This is a genomic window from Cupriavidus cauae, assembly GCF_008632125.1.
Taxonomy (GTDB): Bacteria; Pseudomonadota; Gammaproteobacteria; order Burkholderiales; family Burkholderiaceae; genus Cupriavidus; species Cupriavidus cauae.
On record NZ_VWRN01000072.1, the window covers coordinates 1 to 23,130 of the forward strand.

21 protein-coding genes and 1 pseudogene are annotated in these 23,130 nt (G+C 68.0%); 13 read left to right on the plus strand and 9 right to left on the minus strand.

The features are described 5' to 3' along the window. The 8 genes and pseudogenes from F1599_RS24450 to F1599_RS24485 all read left to right on the plus strand — a co-directional run. Positions 1–276 (plus strand): annotated as a pseudogene (locus F1599_RS24450) (hypothetical protein); the annotation flags it as partial. A gap of 135 nt (positions 277–411) precedes the next feature. Then, positions 412–891, plus strand: coding sequence for a hypothetical protein (locus tag F1599_RS24455; protein WP_150084797.1), 480 nt, complete (start codon positions 412–414; stop codon positions 889–891). A 44-nt stretch (positions 892–935) separates the two neighbouring features. Next, positions 936–1,628, plus strand: coding sequence for a C39 family peptidase (locus F1599_RS24460; RefSeq protein ID WP_149318687.1), 693 nt, complete (start codon positions 936–938; stop codon positions 1,626–1,628). A gap of 27 nt (positions 1,629–1,655) precedes the next feature. Continuing rightward, positions 1,656–2,525 carry a flagellin gene (locus F1599_RS24465; RefSeq protein ID WP_150084798.1) on the plus strand — a complete coding sequence of 290 codons (870 nt, stop codon included), beginning with the start codon at positions 1,656–1,658 and terminating at the stop codon, positions 2,523–2,525. A 144-nt stretch (positions 2,526–2,669) separates the two neighbouring features. Continuing rightward, positions 2,670–4,097, plus strand: a complete 1,428-nt coding sequence (locus tag F1599_RS24470; protein ID WP_150084799.1) for an acetate kinase — start codon at positions 2,670–2,672, stop codon at positions 4,095–4,097. Positions 4,098–4,402: 305 nt separating this feature from the next. Next, complete coding sequence (locus F1599_RS24475; RefSeq protein ID WP_149318510.1) at positions 4,403–4,915, plus strand: DUF1269 domain-containing protein; 513 nt, start codon at positions 4,403–4,405, stop codon at positions 4,913–4,915. Between the two features lie 208 nt (positions 4,916–5,123). Then, entirely contained in the window at positions 5,124–6,047 is a 924-nt protein-coding gene (gene gcvA, locus F1599_RS24480) for a transcriptional regulator GcvA (protein WP_150084800.1), read from the plus strand. 29 nt (positions 6,048–6,076) lie between these two features. Continuing rightward, on the plus strand, positions 6,077–6,859 hold the full coding sequence (locus F1599_RS24485; RefSeq protein ID WP_150084801.1) for an SDR family oxidoreductase: 783 nt from the start codon (positions 6,077–6,079) through the stop codon (positions 6,857–6,859). A 12-nt stretch (positions 6,860–6,871) separates the two neighbouring features. On the opposite strand, the gene F1599_RS24490 is transcribed toward F1599_RS24485, so the two are convergent. After that, positions 6,872–7,798 carry a LysR family transcriptional regulator gene (locus F1599_RS24490; RefSeq protein ID WP_149318686.1) on the minus strand — a complete coding sequence of 309 codons (927 nt, stop codon included), beginning with the start codon at positions 7,796–7,798 and terminating at the stop codon, positions 6,872–6,874. A 328-nt stretch (positions 7,799–8,126) separates the two neighbouring features. Between F1599_RS24490 and F1599_RS24495 the strand changes: the two genes are divergently transcribed. From F1599_RS24495 to F1599_RS24510, 4 genes are all read left to right on the plus strand, one after another. Beyond that, entirely contained in the window at positions 8,127–9,491 is a 1,365-nt protein-coding gene (locus F1599_RS24495) for an acyclic terpene utilization AtuA family protein (RefSeq protein ID WP_150084802.1), read from the plus strand. A 2-nt stretch (positions 9,492–9,493) separates the two neighbouring features. After that, a complete protein-coding gene (locus F1599_RS24500; RefSeq protein ID WP_150084803.1) occupies positions 9,494–9,841 on the plus strand; it encodes an AtuA-related protein in 348 nt (115 codons plus the stop codon). Positions 9,842–9,947: 106 nt separating this feature from the next. Next, positions 9,948–10,970, plus strand: a complete 1,023-nt coding sequence (locus F1599_RS24505) for a Bug family tripartite tricarboxylate transporter substrate binding protein (RefSeq protein WP_223819866.1) — start codon at positions 9,948–9,950, stop codon at positions 10,968–10,970. A gap of 183 nt (positions 10,971–11,153) precedes the next feature. Then, positions 11,154–12,632 (plus strand): AMP nucleosidase, encoded by a 1,479-nt coding sequence (locus tag F1599_RS24510; protein WP_150084804.1) that lies wholly within the window; start codon positions 11,154–11,156, stop codon positions 12,630–12,632. Between the two features lie 132 nt (positions 12,633–12,764). Here F1599_RS24510 and leuA read toward each other — a convergent pair whose 3' ends face one another. Then, positions 12,765–14,447: a 2-isopropylmalate synthase gene (gene leuA / locus F1599_RS24515; protein ID WP_150084805.1), complete on the minus strand. Its 1,683-nt coding sequence runs from the start codon at positions 14,445–14,447 to the stop codon at positions 12,765–12,767. A gap of 828 nt (positions 14,448–15,275) precedes the next feature. On the opposite strand from leuA, the gene F1599_RS24520 reads away from it, so the two are divergent. Beyond that, entirely contained in the window at positions 15,276–16,484 is a 1,209-nt protein-coding gene (locus F1599_RS24520) for a hypothetical protein (protein ID WP_223819867.1), read from the plus strand. Between the two features lie 158 nt (positions 16,485–16,642). On the opposite strand, the gene F1599_RS24525 is transcribed toward F1599_RS24520, so the two are convergent. From F1599_RS24525 to F1599_RS24555, 7 genes are all read right to left on the minus strand, one after another. After that, a complete protein-coding gene (locus tag F1599_RS24525; RefSeq protein WP_395897162.1) occupies positions 16,643–17,281 on the minus strand; it encodes an OmpW family protein in 639 nt (212 codons plus the stop codon). A gap of 185 nt (positions 17,282–17,466) precedes the next feature. Next, positions 17,467–17,862: a DUF6587 family protein gene (locus tag F1599_RS24530; protein WP_150084806.1), complete on the minus strand. Its 396-nt coding sequence runs from the start codon at positions 17,860–17,862 to the stop codon at positions 17,467–17,469. Between the two features lie 17 nt (positions 17,863–17,879). Next, positions 17,880–19,766, minus strand: coding sequence for a ferrous iron transporter B (gene feoB, locus F1599_RS24535; protein ID WP_149318502.1), 1,887 nt, complete (start codon positions 19,764–19,766; stop codon positions 17,880–17,882). A gap of 23 nt (positions 19,767–19,789) precedes the next feature. Then, a complete protein-coding gene (locus F1599_RS24540) occupies positions 19,790–20,104 on the minus strand; it encodes a FeoA family protein (RefSeq protein WP_223819868.1) in 315 nt (104 codons plus the stop codon). A gap of 304 nt (positions 20,105–20,408) precedes the next feature. Continuing rightward, positions 20,409–21,110, minus strand: a complete 702-nt coding sequence (locus F1599_RS24545) for an ABC transporter ATP-binding protein (RefSeq protein WP_149318501.1) — start codon at positions 21,108–21,110, stop codon at positions 20,409–20,411. Then, the gene (gene livG, locus F1599_RS24550) at positions 21,110–21,886 is read right to left on the minus strand and encodes a high-affinity branched-chain amino acid ABC transporter ATP-binding protein LivG (RefSeq protein ID WP_149318500.1); all 777 of its coding nucleotides are present in this window, start codon (positions 21,884–21,886) and stop codon (positions 21,110–21,112) included. The genes F1599_RS24545 and livG overlap by 1 nt, the downstream gene beginning before the upstream one ends. Then, positions 21,883–23,127, minus strand: a complete 1,245-nt coding sequence (locus F1599_RS24555; protein WP_150084807.1) for a high-affinity branched-chain amino acid ABC transporter permease LivM — start codon at positions 23,125–23,127, stop codon at positions 21,883–21,885. Before F1599_RS24555 ends, livG begins: the two co-directional genes overlap by 4 nt. Positions 23,128–23,130 lie beyond the last annotated feature (3 nt).

Here is a 23,130-nt window from a genome sequence, read left to right on the forward strand (position 1 = left end):
GGCGCGGTCGGCGCGGCTGGCGCGACCAGCGGTGCCGGCGGTGCCGGTGGCGCGGGCGCGGGCGGTACCGGCGGCGTGGGCAACGGTGCGACCGGCGGTGCCGGTGGTGCCGGTGGTGCGGCGCTGGCCGATGCAGGCACGTTCAACATGTCCAACGCGATGAGCAGCGTCGGGCAGTCGGCGGCCGGCATCATGATTGCCAACCAGAACAGCGGCCTCGGCTCGCTGGTGCAACAAGCCGTCACGGTCCAGGCCAACCTGGCTGTAGGCAGGTAAGACGCTGCGCGCTCGCGCATGCCGGTGCGTGGATGGCGCACCGGCATCGCGCCTTGCGCGGTGTTGCTCTGCAGGAGTGGGCGTCCCGGCCACGCGTCGGGACGCCCGTTCGACGGGACACAAGGAGGCACCATCATGCGAGCGGTCCGCACCGCTGTCGGCGCTTTGACGACAGCATTCCTGCTCTGGCCCGGCCTGCACGCCGCGGCAGAGCCGTCCGCCGCGCCAGAAGCGGCGAGCCCGACGGCCGCGATGCCGACCACCGTCGGCATGCCGGAAGACAACAGCAAGGACACCCCCGTGGCCGCGACACCGCGGACAACGGTCGACGCATCGGCACAAGGGCAGACGGGCACCGTGCTCGCCGGCTTCGGCAAGCCGGTCGGCACCGACGCGCTGGCCGATATCCGTGGCGGCGCCGAAGTGGTGGTCAACGACATGCGGCTGGCTGGCGTCGTGGCGGACAACACCGCCAATCGCGTCATCACCGGCAGCAACGCGATTTCGGATGGGGCGTTCGCCAATGCGAGCGGCCTGCCCACGGTGATACAGAACACCGGCGCCAACACGCTGATCCAGAACGCGACGATTCTGAACGTGCGATTTGGGCCATGAAGCGGGCCATGAAGCGGGCCATGAAGCAGGCCATGAAGCAGGCCATGAACCTGCCACGCCTTGCCGCGCTGGCGGCGCTCGCCTGGGCGTCGGCCATGGTGCCGGCGCACGCCGCCGATACGGTGGTGATTCCACCGGCCGGCAGCGACTACAAGGTCCGGACAGTGAGCCTGAAGGAGGCACGCTTCAAGACCACCATCCGGCAGCAGTACGACTTCAGCTGCGGCTCGGCCGCAGTGGCGACCCTGCTTACCTATCAGTACGGCCATCCGGTCACGGAAGCCGAAGTGTTCCAGCAGATGTACCTGACCGGCGATCGCGCCAAGATCCAGCGCGAGGGCTTCTCGCTGCTGGACATGAAGCGCTTCCTCGAAACGCGCGGCTTCATGGCCGACGGCTTCGAACTGCCGCTGTCCAAGCTCGAGGAAACCCAGGTCCCGGCGATCGTGCTGGTGGTCGAGAACGGCTACCACCATTTCGTCGTGGTCAAGGGGGTACGCGGCAATCGGGTGTTGGTTGGCGATCCCGCCCTCGGTACGCGAGCGTTGTCTCGCGAACACTTCGAACGGATCTGGGACAGTAGTCTTCTGTTCGTGATCCACAACCGCACCGATATCGCGCGCTTCAACCAGGCTTCGGACTGGCGCGTCGCACCCAGTGGGCCGTACTGGATGGGGGTCAATCGGGACAGTCTGTTCTTTACCGTCATGCCAAAGCATGGCGCTGGAGACTTCTAGGGACCCGTCACCATGTATCGACAAGCCATGACTACGCGGCCGGCGCGCCGCGGCGCCGCCCGTGGCGCTGCCAATTCGGCCGCGGCAGCGATGCTGCTAGGCGCGGGACTGGCCTGCGCCGGCCAGGCGTGGAGCACGCAGGCCCCGCGCGAGGACGGGCTGGACGCCGGACTGGCGTCCTACCCCGCCGCGGATCCGCATCACGATGCCATCGCTGCCGCGCGCAGCGGCATGGCCGGCTGGAAACCGGTCGCATCGGCACGATTGGAAGAACTGCGAGGCGGCTTCGAGACCGGCGGCCTGCAGGTCTCGTTCGGCATCGAACGCGCCGTCTATATCAACGGCAACCTGGTGGTATCGACCAGCCTGGTGATTCCCGACGTCAGCCGCATCACCTCGGAACAGGCAGGACGGCTTGCCGCCGCGCTGCAGAGCGCGGCCAATGCGGGCTCGGTCGCGGCCAACGCGCTGGGGCAGGCCGGGCAGGCGGGGCAGGGCACCTCGACGCCCGGCAGCGGCAGCGCCAGTTCCTCGGCGAGCGCGGGACAGCCAGGCACGTCCACCTCCACGCCGGGCACCGCCACGGTGGCGGCGCCATCGCCTCCACCGTCTTCGGGGACGCCGCCGATGCCGGCGCCGGCGGTGATCGCCACCGCGACCGGTTCGGTCACCACCAACGGCCTGCTCAATCTGATCCAGAACGGGCCGGGCAACAGCTTCAACGCGGGGGCGCTGGCGGGCACGCCGGCGACCGTGATCCAGAACTCGCTCAACAACCAGTCGATCCAGAGCCTGTTGACCATCGATGCGGGCGTGAACACCTTGCAGGCGTTCCGCGCGGGGGTCGCCGGCGCGGCATTGAACAGCGCCCTGCAACGGGCGGCGAGCATGCGGTAGAGCCAAACACGCATACGGGACCACACGAAGCAAGCGGAAGCAACGGATGCACGCGGTCGCATCCGGACACACAGGGGTGCATGGCAACAACGCAAACAGGTCGCGGACTCCTGAACCAGTCCGCCATCCGGGGGGAGGAGAGTCATGAGAAAAAGGTCGATGCAGGGCATCCGGCAGGCGGGATGCTCGACCTTGCTATTGCTGGGGGGATTGGCGCATGCGCAGAATCTGCCCGACGAAGGGCCGACGGCCGCCAAGCTGGAAGCCCTGAAACGCGAGGTCGCGGAACAGGCCGCCGTGCTCGACGCGATGAAGCGCTCGATGGCCCAGCAAGAGGCCACGATCCGCGAGTTGCGCAGCATCGTCGGCGCCGATGCGCTGGCGAACAAGCGCGGCGGGCAGCGCGGCCCCGGTGTGACCGGCGCCGATATCGCGACCGGCGCGGCGACGGCGCCGGCTGCCGCCAGCGGCAACACCGGCCTGCCGAATACGCGCAACGTGCCGGTCAATCAGGCACAAGGTCCGGCACAGGGCCCCGCACAGGGCCCCGCGAACGGCAGCACCACCGTCGCACAGGCGCAGGAACCGGTGGGCCGGCCGCCCGAGCGCGACACGCGTCCGCCGGAGATCGCGCCGATCTTCGATCAGCCCGGCGTGCTGACGCCGCCCGGCCGGCTGGTGGTCGAGCCGGCGTTCCAGTACGGCTATTCGTCCAACAACCGCGTGGCGCTGGTCGGCTACACGGTGATTCCGGCGATCCTGATCGGGCTGATCGACGTGCGCGAGGTCAAGACCTCGACCTATGTCGCCTCGGTCGCCTTCCGCTACGGCATTACCAAGCGGCTTGAAATCGAGGCCAAGGTGCCATACGTGCATAGCTCGGGCTCGACCATCAGCCGCGAAGTCTTCACCGGCACCGCGGTCGACAACGTCTTCAATTCGAGCGGCAGCGGACTGGGCGATGTCGAGGCGACGCTGCGCTATCAGCTGAACTACGGCAACGACCGCATGCCGTATTTCGTCGGCTGGCTGCGCTACAAGTCCAATACCGGCAAGAGCCCGTTCGACGTGGTCACCGATTGCGTGCAGCGCTGCATCGGCAATACCACCGGCACCGGGCTGCCGCTGGGCATGCCGACCGGCACCGGCTTCCACGCGATCCAGCCGGGCATCACGTGGCTGCTGCCGACCGATCCTGCGGTGTTCTTCGGCACCTTCAGCTATCTGCACAATTTTGGCCGCGACAACGTCAGCCGTACCGTGCTGAACGGCCAGAAGGAGCCGCTGGGCAAGATCGAGCCGGGCGACATCTTCGGCTTCAACTTCGGCATGGGCCTGGCGCTGAACGAGCGGGCGTCATTCAGCATCGGCTACGACCAGAGCATCATCTGGCCGACCAAGCAGAACGGACAGACCGTGCCCGGCTCGGTGCGGATCACGCAGGGCTCGCTGCTGGTCGGCTATTCGTACCGCTTCAGCGACCGCTATACGCTCAATATCTCGGTCGGCGCGGGGCTGACGCGCGATACGCCGGATCTGCAGGTCAACGTGCGGCTGCCGATCACGTTCTGAGCGGCTTCGGGTCGGGCTCGGGCTTCGGCTCGGGCTTGCGCTTTGGCGCGGGTTCGCTTCGGCTCGGACTTCGCCCCCAGCTTCGGCTTTTGGCGTTGCCCTGGCGTCATCGCCGTCACGTCGGCCCTGTGCCGGCGTGACGGCTACGCGACGCGGCGCCGGCACGGTGCGCTGCACCCCACGGCTTCGCTTGCGATTCCCTGCCTGGTGGCGTACAAAAGTAAAACCCGCCCCGCTGGCGGATTCTGCCGCCACCTGCCAGCCTCGGCAGCCCACGGACGGGACCTCGCTCGGAGGAATCCGTCATGCGCAAACGCATCTACTGGTTATTGCCCGACGTGGTCAGCGCTCGGCGCACCATGGACGATTTGCTGATCAATCGCGTCGAACACCGGCACATCCACTTCGTCGCCCGCGACGGCATGGACATGACCGGCCTGCATGAAGCCAATCTGTTCCAGACCTCCGATATCGTTCACGCCGCCGAGATGGGTTTGATGATCGGTGGTGCGGTCGGCGTGGTCGCCGGCGTGGTGGTCGCGATGTTCCCGATCGTCAGCGATACCCCGCAATGGGGCCTGGTCGGCGTGCTGGCGGTGCTCGGCGCGGTGTTCGGGGCCTGGGCCTCGAGCATGATCGGCAGCTCCGCGCCGAACAGCCGGCTCAAGCCCTTCGAGGCCGATATCGCCGACGGCAAGATCCTGCTGATGGTCGACGTGCCGCGCGGCCGTGTCGAGGAAATCGAAACGCTGCTGCGCAGCTCGCATCCGGAAGCCCGCTTCGCGGGGATGGACCCGGCGGTGCCGGCATTCCCCTGATCCGGCGCGATGCATTGCTTCGGCTGTTCGATGGTCTGATGGTTTGATGGTTTGATGGTCTGAAGGTCCGATGATACGTGGTGCAGGGCCCGTGCCCGTGCACCACGTTCTCTCTCTGCGCGCCGGCTCGGCGCGACTCCCCGCGCATTGACCCTTCGCCGAGAAACCGGTAGTTTTCGGCCGACCCTCCCATCTCGCCTGAAGATCGATGAATCGTATGCTGCCGGGCACGCGCGCCCTCCGGACCTTCGAAGCGGCGGCGCGGCATCTGAACTTCACTCGCGCGGCCGAAGAGGTTGGCCTGACGCCCGCGGCGGTCAGCTACCAGATCAAGGAAATCGAGGAACAGCTCGGCATCACGCTGTTTACGCGCACCAGCCGCACCATCCAGCTGACACCCGCCGGCGCGGTCCTGTACGAGGCCACCGCCGATGCGCTCGACAATCTGCGCCGCGCCACCGCGCGCGCCCGGCGCATGGCGCGGGGCGCGACGCATCTTCGGATATCGCTGGAGGCGCGCTTCGCGTCCAACTGGCTGCTGCCTCGGCTGCCGCAATTTCGCGCCGCGAATCCCGGCCTGGAGCTGACCTTCGATATCAGCGAGCAGGTCCGTGATTTCGAGGCCGACGATATCGACGTCGCGATCCGCTTCGGCGCCGGCCACTACGAAGGCGCACGCGCCGAGCGTCTGTTCGGCACGGTGGTGGTACCGATCTGCAGTCCCCGCCTGCTCGAATCCGGCCCCCCGCTGCACGAGCCGCGCGATCTGCTGCACCACACGCTGTGCCATGTCGATTGCCGGACCGATGGCATCGTCTGGCCCGACTGGCCGATGTGGATGGCGGCGGCCGGCATCGAGAACTTCGACGACAGCCGCTGCATGGCCTTCGCCGATTCCACGCACGTCGTGCAGGCCGTGCTGGACAGCGGCGCCGTCGGCCTGGTCGAACTGCCGATGATCGCCAACGACCTCGCGGCGGGCCGTCTGGTCAGACTGTTCGACATCGGGGTCAGCGTGGCGCAGGACTATGCGTATCACCTCGTCTATCCGGAGAGCAGCAGCGACGATCCACGCGTTGTGGCGTTTCGCGACTGGCTGATCGAACAAACCAGGCAGACACCACAGGGATAAGCTCGCCTCCCTGCGGTATATTTCCCCGCATGTGCGCGCATACCCCATCCCATTCCTCCTCCCATCCCTTCTCGCTGACCGGCCGCGTGGCGCTGGTTACCGGCGGTGCGCAGGGTCTTGGCATCGCCATTGCCAAAGGCTTGATCGACGCCGGTGCCACCGTGCTGGTGGCCGCGCGCAATGCGCAGCGTGTCGAGCAGGCCGTCGCCACGCTCGGTGAGGGCGCCCGTCCGCTGGTGCTCGACATTACCGACGAGACCGCGGTAGCGAAGGCGTTCGACAGCATCGACAGCCAATATGGCCGGCTCGACATCCTGGTGAACAACGCCGGCGCGCGCAATCGGCAGACCATGGCCGAGCTCGATACCGGCGATCTGCGCGCGATGATGGAAACCAATCTGGTCGCGCCGTACAACCTGTGCCGGCATGCAGCGATACGCATGCGTCGCGGTAGCTATGGCCGCATCATCAATGTCAGCTCGATCGCGGGGCAGGTGGCGCGGGGCGACGACGTGCTGTATCCCGCCACCAAGGGCGCGCTTGATGCGCTGACGCGCTCGCTATCGGCGGACCTGGGGCGCGATGGCCTCACCGTCAACGCGATTGCGCCGGGGTTCTTCGCCACCGAGCCGAACCAGCCGATGGTCGGCGACGCCGGCGTGAAGGACTGGCTGCAGCGCCGTACCTCGCTGGGCCGCTGGGGCCAGCCGGACGAGATCGCGGGCGCCGCGGTGTTCCTGGCCTCGCCGGCGGCGTCCTATGTCACCGGCCACGTCCTTGCCGTCGACGGCGGCTATCTGGCTCATTTCTGACTCACGTCTGACTCACTTCGGACGCGTCGGCCGCGCGGCATCCTGCGCGCCGCCCCGCTTGCGAAAGTGCGCGTAGACGTAGTCGAGCATCGCGCTGGCCGCGGCCGAATCACCGCGGTCGCGCAGCCGCACCAGGCAGATGTCGCGCACCAGCGATTCCAGCCGCAGCGGCCGGATCGCCAGATTGGGCAGCTGGAACTGGAACAGCGCCAGCGACGGCACCACGGTGACGCCGAGGCCCGCGGCCACGAGCCCGGCCACCGTGGCCAGATGCTCGACCTCCATCACGCCATTGAGCCGCGTCGGATGCAGCGCGGCGTCCAGATGCTGCCGCACGCTGCTGGTGCGCGACAGATGGATGAACGGCAGGCCGGCGAGCGCGGACGGGGCGATGCTGCGGCGCGAGGCCAGCGGATGATCGGCGGGGCAGATCACGTGGAAGGAATCCGCCACCAGCGGCTCGATCTTCAGGTCCGCATCCTGGCCGGGCGCCGGCGCCAGCGCGAAATCGACGCGGCCGCGCCGTACCAGATCGATGCAGCCGTCGGCCAGCACATCGTGCAGCGCCAGCGCGATGCCTGGATAGCGCGCGCGGAAGGCGGCGAGCACCGGCGGCAGATCGCCGGCGGCGATCGACGGCAGCGCCGCGATCGCGACCCGGCCCTTGCGGCGCTCGGCATGGTCGCGCAGGTCGGCGAAGGCGTCCTCGAAATCGGCCAGCAGCCGCTCGGCCACCTCCTCGAAGCGGCGACCCTCGGCACTGAGCTCGACAAAGCGCGTGGTGCGCTCGAACAGCCGCGCGCCGGCCTGTTCCTCCAGCGTGCGGATCAGCGCGCTGAACGCCGACTGCGACAGATGGCAGGCCTGCGCCGCCCGTGTGAAATTGCGCTGCTGGGCCAGTGCGACGAAGGCGCGCAGATGCTTGACGGACAGGTTCATGGCGGCGAAAGGATGGTTGATCGAGGGCGAATGGACGGCGAATGGACGGCGAATGGACGGCGCATGGATGGCGCACGGACGGCAAATGCACGGCGAGCGGGCCGCGAATTGACCACGGATCGGTCGCGAATCGACCACGGACGGACCGCGCATTGATCGGCCGGACCGCTAGATTAATCCAAATAATCCGTTTTTCCGAATTCGCCATCGTGCCTAGAATGCCGGGACCGGCCGCGCATCTGCGCGGTTCCGTATTGGTCCTTGTTGGTCCTTGTTGATCCCTGTTGGTCCTGATTCCGACCGTCGACTTCCTGATATCGCGCCCGCCATGGCTTCTTCCCTCTCGATCGGCTCCGGTGCCGGCTTCTCCGGCGATCGCATCGACGCCGCGCTGCCCGTGGTGCGCACGCTGATCGCCGACGGCGGCCCGGCCGCGCTGATCTTCGAAACGCTGGCCGAGCGCACGCTGGCGCTGGCCCACCTGGCCCGGCGCGCCGATCCCGAGCGCGGCTACGAGCCGCTGCTCGACGCCTTGCTGACCCCGGTGCTGGGCCTGTGCCTGGCGCACGGTATTCCGATCATCGGCAATTTCGGCGCGGCCAATCCGCACGGCGCCGCGCGACGCGTGCAGGCGCTGGCGGCCGAACTGGGCCTGCCCAGGCCGCGCGTGGCCGTGGTCGAGGGCGACGATCTGTCCGGCGATGCCGGCCGCGCGCTGCTGTCGGGCCTCCTGGGCGAGGCCTTTCCCGAGCGCCGCTTCGTCTGCGCCAACGCCTATATCGGCGCGCAGGGCATTGCCGATGCGCTCATCGCCGGTGCACAAGTGGTGGTGTGCGGCCGCGTCGCCGACCCGGCCCTGGCGGTCGGCCCGGCGATGGCGCATTTCAAATGGTCCTGGCAGGACTGGGACCGCCTCGCGCGCGCGACCATGGCCGGCCATCTGCTCGAATGCGGTGCGCAGGTGACCGGAGGCTATTTCGCCGATCCCGGCATCAAGGACGTTCCCGACGTCCATGCGCTTGGCTATCCGATCGTGCGACTCGACAGCGATGGCGGCATCGAGATCGGCAAGGCGGCCGGCACCGGCGGCTGCGTCGACCTGCGTACCGTCAAGGAACAGCTGCTGTACGAGGTCCACGACCCCGCCGCCTATCTGACGCCCGACGTGGTGGCCGACATCAGCGCGGTCACGGTCGAGCAGGTCGGTCCGGACCGCGTCGCGGTGCGCAATATCCGCGGCCACGCGCGTCCCGAGCAACTGAAGGCCAACCTGTTTCATGAAGGCGGCTGGATCGCCGAGGGCGAGATCTCCTACGCCGGACCGAACGCCGCGGCGCGCGCGCGCCTGGCCGGCGACATCGTGCGCAAGCGGATGGCGATGCTGGGCATTGAGGCGCCGGTGCGGCTCGACCTGATCGGCGTGCTCAGCGTGCTGGCCGACGATGGCGGCGCATGGCTGTCCGCGCCGCAACCAGATGAAGCGCAAAGCCAGGACGTGCGGCTGCGCGCCGCGCTGGCGCACGAGGACAAGGCCGTGGCCGAGGCGCTGCTGCGCGAGGTCAACGCGCTCTATTGCTGCGGACCTGCCGGCGGCGGCGGCGTGCGCACCGCGCTGCGTCCGCGGCTGAACGCGATGTCCTGCCTGGTGCCGCGCGATGCGGTGTCGCCGCGCCACACGATGATCGAAGGCTGAACATGACGACGTCCGACACCATTGCCCTCTATCGTCTCGCGCACGCCCGCACCGGCGACAAGGGCGACCGCTCGAACATCAGCGTGATCGCCTATGACGAGCGCGATTTCGCGCATCTGCTCGCACACGTGACCGAGGACGCGGTACGCACGCTGTTCCGTCATCGCCGTCCCGCCGCGGTGACGCGCTACGTCGTGCCCAGCCTGCATGCGATGAACTTCGTCCTCGACGGCGTGCTCGACGGCGGCGTCAACGATGCGCTCAATCTCGACGCGCACGGCAAGGCGCTGTCCTTCCTGCTGCTGCAGTTGGAGATTCCCTTGCCGCCGGGCTTGCGCGGAGGCGGCTGACTCGGCGCCACGCATCGGTTCATCCTGACCCGACGACTGGCCTGATCACCGACCTGATCACCGACCTGATCACCGACCTGATAAAACACCCAGAGGAGACCACACCATGCTATCCCGATTCCTGCCCGCGGCCGTGCGAACGCAACCGGCGCCGCGCCTGAAGACACTGCTCCCCGCGCTGGTCGCGCTGACGGCATTCGCCGCGCTGGCGCTGCCGTCCGCGCCGGCGCGCGCGGAATTCCCCGACAAGCCGGTCCGTTTCGTCGTGCCCTTCGCCGCCGGCAGCGCCACCGACCAGCTGGCCCGCGCCATCGGCCAGGCCATGACCACCGATGCGAAGGTCACCGTGGTGGTCGACAACAAGCCGGGCGCCAACGGCTTCATCGCGGCCTCCGACGTCGCCAAGGCCGCGCCGGACGGCTATACGGTGCTGATCACGACCAACACCACGCACGCGGCCAACGAGCATCTGTTCAAGAAGCTGCCCTACGATCCGGTCAAGGACTTCACGCCGATTACCGCGCTGGGCAAGGGCGGGCAGATCATGGTGGTCAATCCGCAACTGCCGGTGAAGACGGTGGGCGAGTTCATCGCGCTGGCCAAGCAGCAGCCGGGCAAGCTGAGCTTCGGCAGCGGCAGCTCGTCGTCGCGGATCGCCGGCGAACTGTTCCAGCAGATGGCGCAGGTCCAGCTGCTGCACGTGCCCTACAAGAGCAATCCGCTGGCGGTCACCGACCTGCTCGGCAACCAGATCCAGATGATGATCACCGATACCGCGACCGGCCTGCCGCAGGTCAAGAGCGGCAAGCTGCGCGCGCTCGGCGTGTCCGGCAAGACCCGTTCGCCGCTGGCACCGGATGTGCCGACCATCGACGAGGCGGGCGTCAAGGGCTACGAGATGAGCTACTGGTTCGCGGCGTACACGCCGGCGGGCACGCCGCAGCCGGTGGTCGCGAAGCTGAACGAGCTGCTCGTCAAGGCGGCGCGCAGCCAGACCGCAAGCAACTTCTATCGCAGCACCGGCACCGAGATCTTTACCAGCACGCCGGCCGAACTGGCGGCCTTCCAGCAGCAGGAATCGGCCAAATGGGGGCGCATCATCCGCGCCGCCAATATCCAGCCGGAATAAGGCGGGCGAACAAGCCGGCGAAGTGAGCCGAGGAAATAAGCCGGCGAAGTAAGCCGAGGAAATAAGCCGGGCAGCCGTTCCCGCATGCCGCTCCCGCATTCGCTGGAGCGGCATCGCGATGGTTTGCCGGGTCGCCAGCACGGTCATGTGCAGGGCGCGTGCGCTCCGGAGTATGATCGTCGCATGCAAGCCTCGATCTTCTCTTCCGCCCATCCGGCCGACCAGTTGGCCGAGTTCACCGACCCAGAAGCCGCGCTGGCGCGCATCGGCGAGATCTACGACAACGCGGTCGGCGCGGTGCGCGCGCGTTTCGATGCCTTCGCCCGCGGCGAGCCGCTGCCCTCGGCGGCGCATGCCTGTTATCCCTATCTGGGCATCTCGGTCAATATCGAAACGATGGTGACCGACAGCCGGCCGTCGTGGGGCACGGTGGCGTATCCCGGGGTTTATGGCACCACCGTGACGCGGCCCGATCTGTTTGCCGACTACTACCGCGACCAGATCGAACGGCTGATGCGCTATCACCGCGTGCCGGTGGTGGTGGGCACCAGCCGGCGGCCGATTCCGCTGCCCTTCGTGATCGAGGCGTCGACCACCGATATCAGCTACACGCAGGCCCGCGAACTCGAGGCGTCGTTCGTGCTGCCAGAACTGAGCCGCATCGACGACGGGATCGCCAACGGCACCTACGAGCCCGTGCCCGGCGAGGCCTGGCCGCTGTCGCTGTTTCCCGCCGAGCGCGTCGATCTGGCGCTGCAGCGGCTGTACCACTACACCGGCACGGCGCCGCAGCACTTCCAGCGCTTCGTGCTATTCACCAATTACCAGCGCTATGTCGACGAGTTCGTCGCGCTGGGCCGTTCGCTGATGACCAGCGCCGATGGCGACGAGTACATCCGCTTCGTCGAGCCCGGCGATATCGTGCAGAACCACGGCGAGGCCGAGCCCGATATGGCGCTGTATCCGCGCGCGCTGCCGCAGATGCCGGCCTATCACCTGGTGCGCGAGGACCGGCTCGGGGTCACGCTGGTCAATATCGGCGTCGGCCCGTCGAATGCCAAGACGATGACCGACCATCTGGCGGTGCTGCGCCCGCATTGCTGGCTGATGGTGGGGCATTGCGGCGGCCTGCGCCGCTCGCAGCAGCTTGGCGACTACGTGCTGGCGCACGCCTATGTCCGCGACGACCACGTGCTGGACCAGGACCTGCCGCCATGGGTGCCGGTGCCGCCGATTGCCGAGATCCAGGTCGCGCTGCAAGAGGCAGTGGCGCGCGTGACCGGGCTGTCGGGCAACGAGATGAAGACGCGGATGCGCACCGGCACCGTGGTCTCGACCGACGACCGCAATTGGGAATTGAAGTCCAAGACGCTGTACGCGCGGTTCAACCAGTCGCGCGCGATCGCGATCGACATGGAAAGCGCGACGGTGGCGGCCAACGGCTTCCGCCTGCGCGTGCCCTACGGCACGCTGCTGTGCGTCTCGGACAAGCCGCTGCACGGCGAATTGAAGCTGCGCGGCATGGCCAACGCCTTCTATCGCCAGCGCGTCAGCCAGCATATGACGATCGGGCTCGAAGCGATCCGCATCCTGCGCGAGAACGGCGTCGAGGCGCTGCACTCGCGCAAGCTGCGCAGCTTCGACGAGCCGGCGTTCCGGTGACACGGTGACACGGTGACACGGTGACACGGTGACACGGTGACGCGCGACGCCGCCGGTATCGCTATGGTGTCCCCTCTCCCGTGAGCGGGAGAGGGAAGCCAACCTGCGGTGTCGCAAGGTGCGCGGCGTGTCTCAGGCGGCCTGCTGGTCGGCGCCGCTCAGCTGTGCCGCCCGCAAATGCCGATTGACCCCCGACACCACCGCCTTCAACGACGCCGTCACCAGATTCGCGTCGATCGCCGCGCCGAAGCCGGTCGCTGATTCCCCTACCCGTACCTCGACATAACAGGCCGCGCGCGCATCGGCGCCGGACGATTGCGCGTGTTCGTGGTAGTCCATCACGCGCACCGGCATGCCGAGCGCGCGCACGAAGGCGTCGATCGGACCGTTGCCCTTGCCGCGCACCACGCGCGTGGCGCCATCCTGCACCAGCGTCGCCTCGATCTCGACCTGATCGTCCGCGCCGGACATCATCCGATGCGACACATAGCGCAGCGGCGCATCGACATCGAGATATTCGCGACGGAACAGTGCGAACAGATCGTCCGCGCTGGCCTCGGCCCCGGTCTCGTCGGTCATGCGCTGCACCGCGCGGCTGAACTCGATCTGCAGCCGGCGCGGCAGATACAGCCCGTGCACCTGTTCGAGCAGATAGGCCATGCCGCCCTTGCCGGACTGGCTGTTGACGCGGATCACCGCGTCGTAGCTGCGGCCCAGGTCGGCGGGATCGATCGGCAGGTACGGCACCTCCCAGATGGCATCCGGCTTCTGCTGGGCGAAGCCCTTGCGAATCGCGTCCTGATGCGAGCCAGAGAACGCCGTGAACACCAGATCGCCGGCATAGGGATGGCGCGGGTGTACCGGCAGCTGATTGCAATGCTCGACGCACTGGCGCACCTCGTCGATATCGGAGAAGTCCAGCTGCGGATCGACGCCCTGCGTATAGAGGTTCAACGCCAGCGTGACCAGGTCGACGTTGCCGGTGCGCTCGCCGTTGCCGAACAGGCAGCCCTCGACGCGATCGGCACCGGCCATCACGGCCAGTTCGGCCGCCGCCACCGCGGTGCCGCGATCGTTATGCGGGTGGACCGACAGCACGATGTCGGCGCGGCGCGCCAGATGCCGATGCATCCATTCGATCTGGTCGGCAAACACATTGGGCGTGCTGCACTCAACCGTGCTCGGCAGGTTCAGGATCATCGGTCGCGACGGGCCCGGCTCCCAGATGTCGGCGACGGCGTCGCTGACTTCGAGCGCGAAATCGAGCTCGGTCATGCTGAAGGTCTCGGGCGAATACTCGTAGGTCCACGCGGTGCCGGGAATCGCATCGGTCAGTTCGCGGATCAGCCGCGTGCCGGCCAGCGCGATCTCCTTGACCTCGTCGCGGCTCGCGCCGAACACGATGCGGCGAAACGCCGGCGCGATCGGGTTGTACAGATGCACGACCGCACGCGGCGCGCCGCGCAGCGATTCGATGGTGCGGCGGATCAGGTCGTCGCGCGCCTGCGTCAGCACGACGATGGTCACGTCGTCGGGAATGCGGTTCTGCTCGATCAGCATGCGCACGAAGTCGAAATCGGTCTGCGATGCCGACGGAAACGCGACCTCGATCTGCTTGAGGCCGATCTTCACCAGTTGTTCGAAGAAGCGCAGCTTGCTCGCCACGCTCATCGGCTCGATCAGCGCCTGGTTGCCGTCGCGCAGATCGGTGCTCATCCAGATCGGCGCGCGCGTGATGCGCTGGTTGGGCCAGCTGCGATCCGGCAGATCGACGGTGGCGGCGGGGCGGTATTTGACGGCGGGGTTGCGCAGCATGAACGGGTCCTCCTCGCGAGGGAATCGCGATAGCGAAAGAAAAGCGGGACGGATGGCACGCGGACGATCGAATGCCGATCGGGCGCGATCAGGACCGCAATCGAGGCCGATTGCGGCGTGCCAATGCGAACGGAAAGGTGGCGACAGGCTGCCGAACTGCCACGGGGCGCTAGGCCCGGCAACCGATCGGTAGGTCTAGTTGTAGCGAGGAGAGGGCGCAGGCGAGCGCGCGGACCGAGCCGAGGCCATCGATGGCGACCGCATGACGCGCGCGCGCCGACGCGGCGATGCGCAGGGCATCGGCGGCTTGGCGGTGGACGGTCGTTGCAACGGACATCGTGCTGGCTGGTGTGAGTGGTGTCGAGCTTCGATGCGATTCGACGCGATTCGACGAGGCTCTACGGTGTAGCAGCCACAAAGCGTAGTGCATCGAGCGTCGACTCGTCAAGCGCGCACGCTGCGGTGGTGTGACGCCACACCGCGGTCTCGGCCAAATGGATGAGATCGCGCTCCCGGTCTCGTACCTGAACGCGCGCTGCCCCACGCAAACCGCGGCCATCGTCCACCGCCTGGCCGGTACAGCGACGCCGCCGTCGCGCCTAGCCTGAATGGGGACATTGGCCCAGCAAACGGGGAGACATCATGAGAACGGGAACGGGGTCGAAGGCGCTCGCCTGGTTCGCGGCGGCGCTGACAGCGATGGTATTGGCCGCATGCGGCGGAGGCGGCGGCAGCGATGGTGCGGCAGCGGGTCCGAGTTCGGGCTCGGGTTCCGGCGGATCGTCGGGACCCGGGTCCAACGGCTCCCCGACAACGGTCAGCTATACCGTGACACTCGGGCAATCCGCCGGACAGGTCGGCGTGGGCCGCACGCTGACGCTGGCCGCCGTCATCGTCGACAGCAATGGCAAGGACGTTACCGCCCAAGGCAGCTACGCGTGGACCTCGTCCGATCCCGCCGTCGCGACGGTGAGACCGAGCGCCACCGTCGCCGGTGCCGCGGTCGTGACCGGCATCGCCCCCGGTACCGTCAACGTGCAGGTCGTCGCCACCATCAACGGTGCCGACGGCAAGGCCATCGTGCTGCCGGTGCAGACGGCCACGATCACCGTCGCCGCCAGCCACCACTACAGCCTCGCGGTCTCGCATCCGCTGCTGACGCTGGCCAATGGCGAAACGCGGCAGATCCGCGCCACGCTGCTCGATGGCGACGGTATCGATGTGTCGGCCGCCGTGCACGACTGGGCCTGGGCCAGCTCGGCCGCCGGCATCCAGCTCAGTGCCGATCGCGAGCGCGCGACGCTGCACGGCGTCAATCCGTCCACCACCAGCACGGTCGAGGGCACGGTCACCGTCGGCGTGACGGCGCCCAATGGCGTCGCGCTGGCCGCGCGGATCGCCGTCGTGGTGCTGAAGAACGGCAGCTACGCCTACACGCTCGAGCTGCTGCGCAACGGCACGCCGATCGACGCGATCTCGATCCTGAACGGCTATCCGGCCACGCTGTCCGCGCGCGTGATGCGCAGCGACGGCCTTGATGCGACCGCGCAGTTCGACGGCCAATGGTCGTACGCCAGCACCTCGCCGTCGCTGTCGGTCCAGCCCACGGCGAGCGGGCGCGGCTTCACGCTGAACACCAGCCGTCCCAACGGGGCCGATCCGCTGCAGAGCCTGTTGAAGGTCACGGCCACCAGCAAGGCCCTCGATGCCACGCCAAGCGCCGGGCTGACGGTGACCGAGCAGCCGACCTGGGCGCTGGTCTACGACGGTCCGCAACCGCTGCGCATCGCGACGATGCCGCCGCTGCCGATCCCGGTCACCGCGACCGTCAGGCATCGCGGCAACGCGCTGACCTTCCTCGAATGCGAGGCGTGGGACTGGCAGCAGGCCGGCAATATCGCCGTGACCCCGGCCACGCATCCGGGCCAGGTCGGCGTGACGCCATTGACCCCGGGCGACTTCTCGCTGACCGCGAGCTGCAGCGTCAGGAAGACCGGGCAACGGTTGTCGGTGACGATCGCGGGCACCGCAATCTGATGCGCGCGCAGTTGGCGCGCAACCAGCGCGCCATGTCGCGCCTTGCCGTGCCATGCGAAACGCCCCCATGGCGACAATCCGTGGGGGCGTTTTTCGGTCCAGATCAGAGGCAGCGAGAGACGAGCGTACCCGTTTCTGCGTGCCAATGGGACCGGCCCTCAGAACCGATATCCGACACCGACGCTGAACAGCCACGGGTCCAGCTTGACCTCCGACACCTTGACGCCGGCCGCCTTCACATCGCTGGAGAGCCACACCTTCTTGATGTCCGCATTCAGGTACCAGTTGCGCGTCAGCCGGTAGTCCATGCCGATCTGCAGCGCGGGCGCGATGCTCCAGCGGTCCAGCGACAGCGTGTTGCCGGCGAGATCCGCGCCCCAGATCCGCGTGAAGTTCAGCCCCGCGCCGACATAGGGCCGGAAGGTGGCGTGCGGCAGGAAGTGGTACTGCACCAGCAGCGTCGGCGGCAGGTGCTTGAACGTGCCGATCCGATTGCCGTCGAGATGGACGTCGTGCTTCTGCGGAATGGTCAGCACCAGTTCCGCGGCGATATGCGGCGTGAAGAAATAGGTGACGTCCAGCTCGGGGATCCACTTGTTGTTGACGCCGATCCGGTCCGAGGCGCCGGCGCCGCCGACGCGGTCGGACTTCTGCGCAAAGTCGAGATAGGTGCCGCGCAGGCGGATCATCCAGTTGCCTTCGGGCTGGGTGACGGCCGCAGTGCCAGCTGCGGCGCCGGTTGCCGTGTTGGTTGCAGCGTCGGCCGCGTTGGCGTGCAGCGGCGGGAAGGCCATCATGACGGCCGCCGCGGCGACCGTTGCCAATCGGGTACGAGGAGATTGCATCGGGCTCATGTTGTGATCGACAGGACTGGGAAAGACCCCATGCCGAGTGTGCCCGTGGTGCCTGCGGACCCGTTTGACCTAAAGCAAAGGGCCAGCAAAAGCTGGCCCTCTCTACTATGGCGTGCGGCTGCGGCGTGCTACCGCGCGCTGTCGTGTATCTGCCCCCGGCCCTTGCCCTGCGGCTTGCGCACGATACGGATCGGCTTCTCGTGCGCGGACGGGGCGGGGCTGGACGCATTGCCCGATGTATTGCCCAACGTATTGCCCGATGTATTGCCGGATGTATTGCTGTCGCAGCTGTTGCAGCCCCCGCTGTCGCAACCGGTGGCGCAGCCGGCCGCTACCGCCTGCGGCGCCAGCCGTGCCACCAGCCGCGCGCGCCATCCGCGTGCCTGCGCGCCGCCCAGGCTGGCGGCCAGCGCGGCTTTGGCGCGCTCGCGCGTGCGCGGCATGTAGCGCGCCGCCACCGACAGCGCGCACACCAGCACGATCAGCGGCACCAGCACGGATTCGACGGCGTGATAGAGCGACATGATGGTTTCCGGCTGCCTCAGCTGAACAGCAGCGCCACGCGATACGTGACGAACGCCGCCAGATAGCCCAGGCCCGCGAGATAGAGCGTGGAGGCGGCCATCACCTTCCACGAGTTGGTCTCGCGGCGGATCACGGCCAGCGTCGAGATGCACTGCGGCGCGAACACGAACCACGCCAGCAGCGCCAGCGCGGTGGCCAGCGACCACTGCGCGGCGATCATCGGCGCGAGCTGCGCCGCCACCGTGTCCTCGCTGCCCGACAGCGCGTAGACGGTCGCCAGCGCGCCGACCGCCACTTCGCGCGCGGCCAGGCCCGGCACCAGCGCGATACAGATCTGCCAGTTGAAGCCGACCGGCGCGAATACCTTCTCCAGCGCGTGGCCGATCATGCCGGCGAAGCTGTAGTCGATCGGCGGCAGCGTCGCGCCTTCGGGCGGGGACGGGAAGGTGGCCAGGAACCACAGCAGCACCGTCAGCGTCAGGATCACCTTGCCCACGCGCGACAGGAAGATGCGGGCGCGCTCCCACAGCCCGATCGCGACGTCGCGCGGATTCGGAATGCGGTAGGCCGGCAGTTCCATCAGCAGCGGATGCTCGGTGCGGTCACGGCGGAAGAACTTCAGCGCATAGGCGACCACCAGCGCGCTGACAATGCCGGCCACATACAGGGCGAACAGCACCAGCCCTTGCAGGTTGAACACGCCCATCACCGTGTCCGCCGGAATGAAGGCGCCGATCAGCAGCGCATAGACCGGCAGCCGTGCCGAGCAGGTCATCAACGGCGCGACCAGGATCGTGGTCAGCCGGTCGCGCGGGTCCTGGATCGTGCGGGTCGCCATGATGCCGGGAATCGCACAGGCGAAGCTCGACAGCAGCGGGATGAACGAGCGGCCCGACAGCCCCGCGCCCATCATCAGCCGATCGAGCAGGAAGGCCGCGCGCGGCAGATAGCCCGATTCCTCCAGCGTCAGGATGAACAGGAACAGGATCAGGATCTGCGGCAGGAACACCACCACGCTGCCCAGGCCGGCGATCAGGCCGTCGACGATCAGGCTGCGCAGCAGTCCATCGGGCAGCAGGCCGCCGACCAGTTCGCCGGCATAGGCCACGCCGCCCTCGATGCTCTCCATCAGCGGCTCGGCCCACGAGAACACGGCCTGGAACATCAGGAACAGCAGCACGGCGAGGATCGCCAGGCCGAACACCGGATGCAGCACCACGCGGTCGATACGGTCTTCGAGGCTCGCCGATGCGGTCGGCATCGTCACCGCCGCGTCGAGCAGGCGCTTGACCTCGGCATGCGTGTCGAAGTCGTCGGCCGGGGCAGGCGGAGGCGGCGGGGCCGACGGCAGCGCGCCGTCGAGCACCGACAGCAGCGCGGCGGCGCCACCGCGCCGCACGGCGACCGTCTGCACCACCGGCACGCCCAGCGCGGCGGCGAGCTTGTCGCGGTCGATGCGGATGCCGCGGCGTTCGGCCGCGTCGCTCATATTGAGCACCACCACCATCGGCAGGCCGAGGCGGCGCAGTTCCAGCACGAAACGCAGGTGCAGCCGCAGATTGGTGGCATCGACCACCGACACCAGCAGGTCGGGCACGGCCTCGCCGGGGCGGTTGCCCATGCAGACGTCGCGCGTGATGGCTTCGTCCAGGCTGGTCGCGTGCAGGCTGTAGGCGCCCGGCAGATCGAGGATGCGGACCTGCCGGCCGGATGGCGCGACGAAATAGCCTTCCTTGCGCTCGACCGTGACGCCGGCGTAGTTGGCCACCTTCTGGCGGCTGCCGGTCAGCCGGTTGAACAGCGCGGTCTTGCCGCAATTGGGGTTGCCGACCAGCGCGACGCGCAGCGGCGCCTGCGCGGTGGCGGCGGAAGCGGGAGTGGCGGGAGAAGTAGCGACGGACATGGCGTAATTCGAATCGGTCCGCTTCATGCGGTACCGGCTGTATTGGCGGTATTGCCTGCAGCAGCCGTATTGCTCGCAGCGGCCGGATTGGCGGTGCGGGCGCCCTCGGGCTGCACCGTCACGCGGGCGGCTTCGGCGCGGCGCAGCGCGAAGCGCGTGCTGCCGACCTGGGCGACCAGCGGGTCCTTGCCGAACGGGCCGAAGGTAATGATCTGCACGGCCTCGCCGGGCACGAAGCCGAGTTCGCGCAGGCGTCGGGCGATGGGATCGTTCGGGGTGCTGTCGTCGACCGACAGTACGATGGCCGCGGTGCGCCGCGGCAATTCTGACAAGCGCATGTGCTTTGGTCCCGCGGGCGGGTTGCCGGCGTGGCGCCGGTACTACCTGACCGCTTGCTTAGTGATGAATCAGCGGGCGTAGATGAGAATCGTTTGCATTGTACTGCATTCACTCCCGCTCGATGTGCCGTACTGGCGTGGGGTGCCGCTCGGCGTGCCGCCTGACGTACCGCAATGTGCCCTGTGGCATCGTGGGGTGCCGGAAGGACAGCGGCCCGGCCACCGACGCCCCGGTAAAGGCTGCGGTGGCCGGGCCGATGCCTGGCTGCGGTGCGTCGATCCCGGCCCTGGCTTCGACCGCGCCCTAGCCACCCAGGTACGCGTTGCGCACCTGATCGTTGGCCAGCAGGTTCGCGCCGGTATCGGCCAGCACCACCTTGCCGGTTTCCAGCACATAGCCGCGGTCGGCCACCTGCAGCGCCTTGTTGGCGTTCTGCTCGACCAGGAACACCGTCACGCCGTCCTCGCGGATGGTGCGGATGATGTCGAAGATCTGCGCGATGATCATCGGCGCGAGACCCAGGGTCGGCTCGTCGAGCAGAAGCAGCCGCGGCCGGCTCATCAGCGCGCGGCCGATCGCCAGCATCTGCTGCTCGCCGCCGGACATGGTGCCGGCGCGCTGCGAGGCGCGCTGCTCCAGCCGCGGGAACAGCTTGAACACATGCTCGATGCCCGCCTCGATCTCGTCGCGCTTGGCGAAGAACGCGCCCATCTTCAGGTTCTCCAGCACGGTCAGGCTGGGGAACACGCGCCGGCCCTCGGGCGAGATCGCCATGCCCATGCGCATGATCTCGTGCGTCGAGCAGCCGGTGATGTCGCGGCCCTCGAACAGCACGCGCCCGCTGGACGCGCGCGGGCTGCCGCAGATGGTCATCATCAGCGTGGTCTTGCCCGCGCCGTTGCTGCCGATCAGCGTGACGATCTCACCCTGGTTGACCTCGATCGATACGCCACACAACGCCTCGACGGCGCCGTAATGGGTATGGACCTGTTCCAGCTTCAGCATCAGTCCTCTCCCAGGTATGCCTTGATCACGCGCGGGTCGTTGCGCACGTCCTCGGGTTTGCCGATGGTGATCGGGCGGCCGTGCTCCATCACCAGGATGCGGTCGGACACGCCCATCACCAGGCTCATGTCATGCTCGATCAGCAGCACCGCGATGCCGAACTCGCGCCGCAGCTGGTCGATCAGCGTCTTGAGCTCGACCTTCTCCTGCGGGTTCAGGCCCGCGGCCGGTTCGTCCAGCATCAGCAGGCGCGGCTGCGTGATCATGCAGCGCGCGATCTCCAGCCGCCGCTGGTGGCCGTACGACAGCGTGCCCGCCTCGCGGTTGGCCACCGCGCGCAGGCCCATGCGGTCGAGCCATTCGGCGGCGCGCTCCAGCGCCTCGCGCTCGGCGCGGCGATAGGCCGGCGTGGCGAACAGCCCGTGCAGCAGCCCCGATTTGACGCGGCGATGCTGCGCCACCATCAGGTTCTCGACCACCGTCAGGTTCTTGAACAGCCGGATGTTCTGGAAGGTGCGGACCAGTCCCTGGCGCGCCACCATATGGCTCGGCAGGCCGGCGATGGGCCGGTCGTCCAGCATCACCTCGCCCGCGGTGGGCTTGTAGAAGCCGCCGACGCAATTGAACACCGTGGTCTTGCCCGCGCCGTTCGGCCCGATGATGGCGAACACCTCGTCGTTGCGGACGCTGAAATCGATGCCGTCCACCGCCAGCAGGCCGCCGAAGCGCATCTGCAGGCCGGACACTTTCAACAGTTCTGCGCTTTGTGCACTCATTGCGGCAACTCCACGTGCGGGCGGCTGGCGGGCAACAGGCCCTGCGGGCGCCACATCATCATCAGCACCATCACCAGGCCGAACAGCAGCATCCGGTATTCGGCGAAGCCGCGCGCGACCTCGGGCAGCACCGTCAGCAGGATCGCGGCGATGATCACGCCGAGTTGCGAACCCATGCCGCCCAGCACCACCACGGCCAGGATCAGCGCCGACTCGATGAAGGTGAACGATTCGGGATTGACCAGGCCCTGGCGCGCGGCGAAGAACGCGCCGGCCAGGCCCGCGAAGGTCGCGCCCAGCGTGAAGGCCGACAGCTTGATGCGGGTCGGATTCAGGCCCAGCGAGCGGCAGGCGATCTCGTCCTCGCGCAGCGCCTCCCAGGCGCGGCCCATCGGCATGCGGATCAGCCGGCTGGTGACGAACAGCGTCAGTCCCACCAGCAACAGCGCGAGCAGGTACAGGAAGATCACCATGTGCTCGCCGCTGTAGTCCAGGCCGATCAGGTCGTGGAAGGTGCGGGCACCATCCTCGCCGGCGCTGCGGGTCATCGGGATGCCGAACACGGTCGGCTTCGGGATGCCATAGATGCCGTCCGGTCCGCCGGTCAGGCTGGTCAGGTTGTTCAGCAACTGGCGGATGATCTCGCCGAAGCCCAGCGTCACGATGGCCAGGTAGTCGCCGCGCAGGCGCAGCACCGGAAAGCCCAGCAGGAAGCCGAACAGCGCGGCCATGCCGGCCGAGATCGGCAGGCATTCCCAGAACGACAGCCCGAAGGCCTGGTTCAGCAGCGCATAGGTGTAGCCGCCCACCGCGTAGAAGCCGACATAGCCGAGGTCGAGCAGGCCGGCGAAGCCGACCACGATGTTCAGGCCCAGGCCGAGCATCACGTAGATCAGCGCCAGCGTGGCGACGTCGACCGCGCCGCGCGAGCCGAAGAACGGCCAGATCAGCCCGACCGCCAGCAACACCCAGACCGCGGCGCGCTGCTGCCCCGGCGCGAGCGTGGGCAGCGCCGGCAGCCTGACCGCCGAGGTGGTGCGGTGGATCACCGGCTTGAACAGCTGGAACAGGAACACCGCGGCCACCGCGATCCACACCGGGCGCCAGTGCGGTTCGAGCACCACGCGATAGCCCTCGAGCTTGAGCTGCAGGCCGAGGATGGGGATCGTCAGGATGGCGGTCAGCACCGCCGCCGAGACGGCGTTCTTCAGCGATTGCGTCATCGAAATGGAGGAGTTCATGGC